Genomic DNA, 4,040 nt, shown 5'->3' with positions numbered 1-4,040 from the left:
TTTTCAGGTGGTCAATTACCTAATTTTCAGGGAAAAAGTCCCGGAATTTTACCCCCGATCACTCCAATGCTAGGCACTTTTTGAGGTCAAAAAAGCCTAAAAACCTTATCCAACAAGCTTTTTAGATTTATTCAGCAAGCCTTAAGTAGCTGGTTATAATTAAATTAAAAATAGATTTTAGGTTCGATCCCCCCTGCCCCCCTTGATAAGGGGGGTGCCGATAGGCGGGGGGATACCCCCTTAATCCCCCCTTGATAAGGGGGGCATCTGATAATTTTTAACGCCTACCTACTTATCAATCCGAGAAACGCTGTATATAACCCCCTATGCAACAAAAAAAGCAACGAAGAAAAGACATTTTCATAATATTATCTAAACCCTATAGGTTCTGTCAGGTAGGGGATAGAAGATTTAACTTAGTGTCTATAGAGTTATTGGGGTTTAGTTTTACTAGGAATCAGAATTAATGACCAGTAAGTAGCAGCCTCTGGATCGACTTCTGTAATCGGAATAATTTGCTGATTGGGTAAGGTTGCTCGTTCGATGTAGAGGGCGCGTTCTAATAATCCTAATTCATCGAGAATATTGCGAACTTTAGCGAAATGTCTGCCTAATTTAATAATCGCCGCTGCATCGATAAAGGCTAGGCGATCCCGCAATATTTCCGCCTCTAAAGTAGCGGGAATAATACTAAATACGTCATTTCGATAAGTAATAGGTACACCCAGCATTGCTGCACTTGCCATCACTGAAGAAATACCCGGCACGACTTCAATGGAAAAACGATCGCACAAGCGATTAAAGATATACATAAATGTGCCATACAACATCGGATCGCCCACACATAGCACCGCCACATCTCGACCTAAGTTTAACTGTTCGGCGATATTTTCGGCGGCAATATCATAATGAGGTTGAGAACTGCGCTCGACACTAAAAGGTAAAGGCATGGGAATTTCTATCTGCTCGGGACGGATAAAATCCGACACAATTGCCCGTGCCAAAACTTTGCCACTTTCTAAGGTAGGATAGGCAATTACCGGAACAGTTGTGAGAATTCGGTGTGCTTTGAGCGTCAACAATTCGGGATCACCAGGCCCGATTCCTAATCCATAAAGTTTGCCTAATTTATTCATAATTCGTTCTCTTTTGCTAGGGCATTGACTGCTGCTGCTGCGATTGCGCTGCCTCCCCTGCGTCCGTGCAGGGTAATAAATGGCACACCACGACTATTAGTTGCTAATTCTATTTTCGACTCTGCCGCTCCCACAAATCCCACGGGAAAGCCTAAAATCAAAGCCGGTTTATCTACATTTTGATCGAGCAATTCTAGTAGGCGAAAAAGTGCGGTTGGTGCATTACCAATGGCTACCACTGCTCCAGCTAAATGAGGTCGCCAAAGTTCTAAAGCGGCAGCGGAGCGGGTATTATTAATTTGCCGTGCCAACTCGGTCACTTCTGGATAATTGAGGGTACAAATAATCGGATTATCTTTAGGTAAACGCGCTTTGGTAATGCCATTAGCGACCATTTGAGAATCACAGAGAATTGCTGCACCCCCAGCGAGGGCATTTCGTCCGATTTTAACCGCGTCCGGTGATGCTTCTAAATCTTCTGTTATGTCTGTCATCCCGCAGGAATGAATTAGACGAACCGCCACAGGAGCTAAATCATCGGGGAGATTTTTCCAGTTAGTTTCAGCCCGAATAATAGCAAAAGATTTGCGGTAAATTTCCTCACCATTCTTAATGTATTCCATTCTATTTATCTAAATTTTTCGAGTTTTGGGAGCTTAAAATTTGGGCTATGAGGGGGGGAATCTTGGTAAATTCTCCCTCAAATATAGGTGTTTCTAAGAATTTTTGACTATCACCCACATAGACTTGATAAGCTTCTAGTATTTGGCCATTTTCCTCGATGGTAGTTCCTAAAAGGGTAATTTCGGCTGGACCCGGTTGAGCGCAGGATTTAGCACAACCCGTCAAATGAATATTAACAGGAGAATTGCAGGTTAAGCGTTCTTTCAAATAATCTGCCAAGAGAGAAGCATGAATTTGAGTTGCAGTGGCCGCCGCTGCACAGCCCGGTTTACCGCTACAGGCAACTATCCCCGCATCCCATCCAAGAGAAGCGGATAATCCTAGTGATGCCAGTTTTGGCAACAATTCTGAGACTTTTTCATCGGGAATATCGGGTAATATAACAGTCTGCCAAGGGGTTAATCGTAACTGACCACTGCCAAAAGTTTCTGATAGTGTCGCTAATCCCCATAGTTGATTAGCCGTCAATTGTCCTAATCTTAATGATAGACCAATATAAGATAATCCGGGTTGCTTTTGAGGATGAATTCCCAGATGAAAATAGGGTTGAGTAGAATGGGCAGCTTGCCGGTATTCTTGCCGGTGTATTATGCCGGTAGAAGTCCGATGTAATTGGCAGTTAACTTGTTCGAGATATTTGGCTAATCCCCAATCTTTGAGCAGGTGTTTCATCCGCGGTTTTTTACCCTTGATATTGGGGGTTTGTTGAACATAATCGACATAAACCTTTACTAGAGCTTTGACCACAGCTAAACAGTTTTCTGGCTCAATTAATAAGTCCGTGTCATAGAATTGTTTATCTCCTCCGAGGGCTAATCGAAAGCAAACAAGAGAAGTTAAATTTGTCGGATTATTGACGGCAATTGCTGATAGCTGAATCTCATTATAGCGGTGTTGCCAGTCCATAGTTGAACCAGTGCCAATTCCCACTGCACCACCGCCATCGATCCCGATACTAAATTTAGGACTTAGTTGGGCAATTGATGGATAATTTTGGATAAAATTATCTAATTCTTGGACTAATGGACGAGTATCGATCGACTCTTGGCAGTCAATTCCAGCCGTGGGACTGGACATGATATTACGCAGATGATCGATACTGGGATTATGGGCAGCTAACCCTAATTTTTGCAGGGTTTGAAATTCTTCTAAACTGGGGGATTTTTGCAGTCCGCGAATTTGCAGATTTGCCCGATTGGTAACTTGTATTGTCGTCTGCCATTGTTCGAGCCAAGTGGCGATCGCTTTTCCCTGTTGAGAATTGAGCCATCCACCGGGGGTGCGGAGACGAATTAAAAACCCATCCTGGGCAGCAGTTCCATAAAACAAACCGGGACAAGCATTTGCTTCAACTAACCAATTCACCGTTGTTTGTTCTCCATGCGACGCAGAGAAGTAGTTAGAAAATTATTTGTCTATCTACCGATTAAAAACTTGTAATTGGCATTCTGACTCGCAAGGAAAAAGGGAAGATGTACTCTTTTTACTTTTTACTTGATTACAGCTGCGGCACAGTACCAGAATTGCACTGGACTTTCCCAAAGACAAGCTTAAATATCATACCACGTTTTCGGTTGAAACTCAGTATCGTTAAGAATCGCTACATTTTCACCCCTTTGTGCCAAGACAAATAAACCTTGACGATAAGCATATTTCTCCGCTCCTTCTTCGATTTCAATGCCTGCTACTGCCCCATATAATTGTTTGTGGTTATATTCTGGGAAAAATTGCCTAAATTCGGCTAGATTCTTGATTAATTCTTTGACATCATCTACACTTAAACTACTTTTGACTTCCACTACTAGCACATGATTCTCATTAGTTACTAACACATCAATTTCTAGGGTTTTACCGTCGAGACGTTTTCTGACTCTTTGACTAACTTGATGTACGGGAATCTGACGATTTAAAAATAAAGTCTCACAAGCTGGAGCTACCATATTTTCGACAAAACGTCCCCATTTACCTCCAAGATTACCAATTTCTTTACTGAGTCTAGTAATTTGGCGATCGGTTTTTAAAGATTGTTCTTTGAGAATCCGCTCGGTTTCTAAAGATTGTTCTTTGAGAATCCGCTCCGTTTCTTGAAAGCGTCGCTCGGTTTCTTGAAAGCATCTTTCTGTCTCTTTTTGAGCTTCTACTAATTCGGCTAATAATTTCCAAACATCATCGGCGGTAGTGGTCATAATTTTTCCTCTGAATTAACTTGATACTAACCTG

Annotated in this window: 4 protein-coding genes and 1 riboswitch; all 4 genes read right to left on the bottom strand. The window is 42.2% G+C overall.

Going from position 1 to position 4,040, the window contains the following annotated elements; all coding sequences use genetic code 11:
* Positions 1 to 431: 431 nt before the first annotated feature.
* The gene (gene cobI, locus IM456_RS23140) at positions 432 to 1,136 is read right to left on the bottom strand and encodes a precorrin-2 C(20)-methyltransferase (protein WP_149985681.1); all 705 of its coding nucleotides are present in this window, start codon (positions 1,134 to 1,136) and stop codon (positions 432 to 434) included.
* Positions 1,133 to 1,759 (bottom strand): precorrin-8X methylmutase, encoded by a 627-nt coding sequence (locus IM456_RS23135; protein ID WP_149985680.1) that lies wholly within the window; start codon positions 1,757 to 1,759, stop codon positions 1,133 to 1,135. The genes cobI and IM456_RS23135 overlap by 4 nt, the downstream gene beginning before the upstream one ends.
* Position 1,760: 1 nt before the next feature.
* On the bottom strand, positions 1,761 to 3,185 hold the full coding sequence (gene cobG / locus IM456_RS23130; RefSeq protein ID WP_287691296.1) for a precorrin-3B synthase: 1,425 nt from the start codon (positions 3,183 to 3,185) through the stop codon (positions 1,761 to 1,763).
* Positions 3,186 to 3,241: 56 nt separating this feature from the next.
* Positions 3,242 to 3,400: riboswitch (cobalamin riboswitch) on the bottom strand.
* Complete coding sequence (locus IM456_RS23125; protein WP_287691294.1) at positions 3,371 to 4,006, bottom strand: DUF3782 domain-containing protein; 636 nt, start codon at positions 4,004 to 4,006, stop codon at positions 3,371 to 3,373. It overlaps the preceding riboswitch by 30 nt.
* Positions 4,007 to 4,040 lie beyond the last annotated feature (34 nt).

The organism is Microcystis sp. M079S1, from assembly GCF_020246425.1.
Taxonomy (GTDB): Bacteria; Cyanobacteriota; Cyanobacteriia; order Cyanobacteriales; family Microcystaceae; genus Microcystis; species Microcystis aeruginosa.
This window is presented reverse-complemented; position numbering and strand designations above follow the sequence as displayed.

Excerpts from the sequence above, each read along its gene's own strand:
- cobI (WP_149985681.1), bottom strand. The coding sequence starts at position 1,136 with ATGAATAAATTAGGCAAACTTTATGGATTAGGAATCGGGCCTGGTGAT.
- IM456_RS23135 (WP_149985680.1), bottom strand. The coding sequence starts at position 1,759 with ATGGAATACATTAAGAATGGTGAGGAAATTTACCGCAAATCTTTTGCT.
- IM456_RS23125 (WP_287691294.1), bottom strand. The coding sequence starts at position 4,006 with ATGACCACTACCGCCGATGATGTTTGGAAATTATTAGCCGAATTAGTA.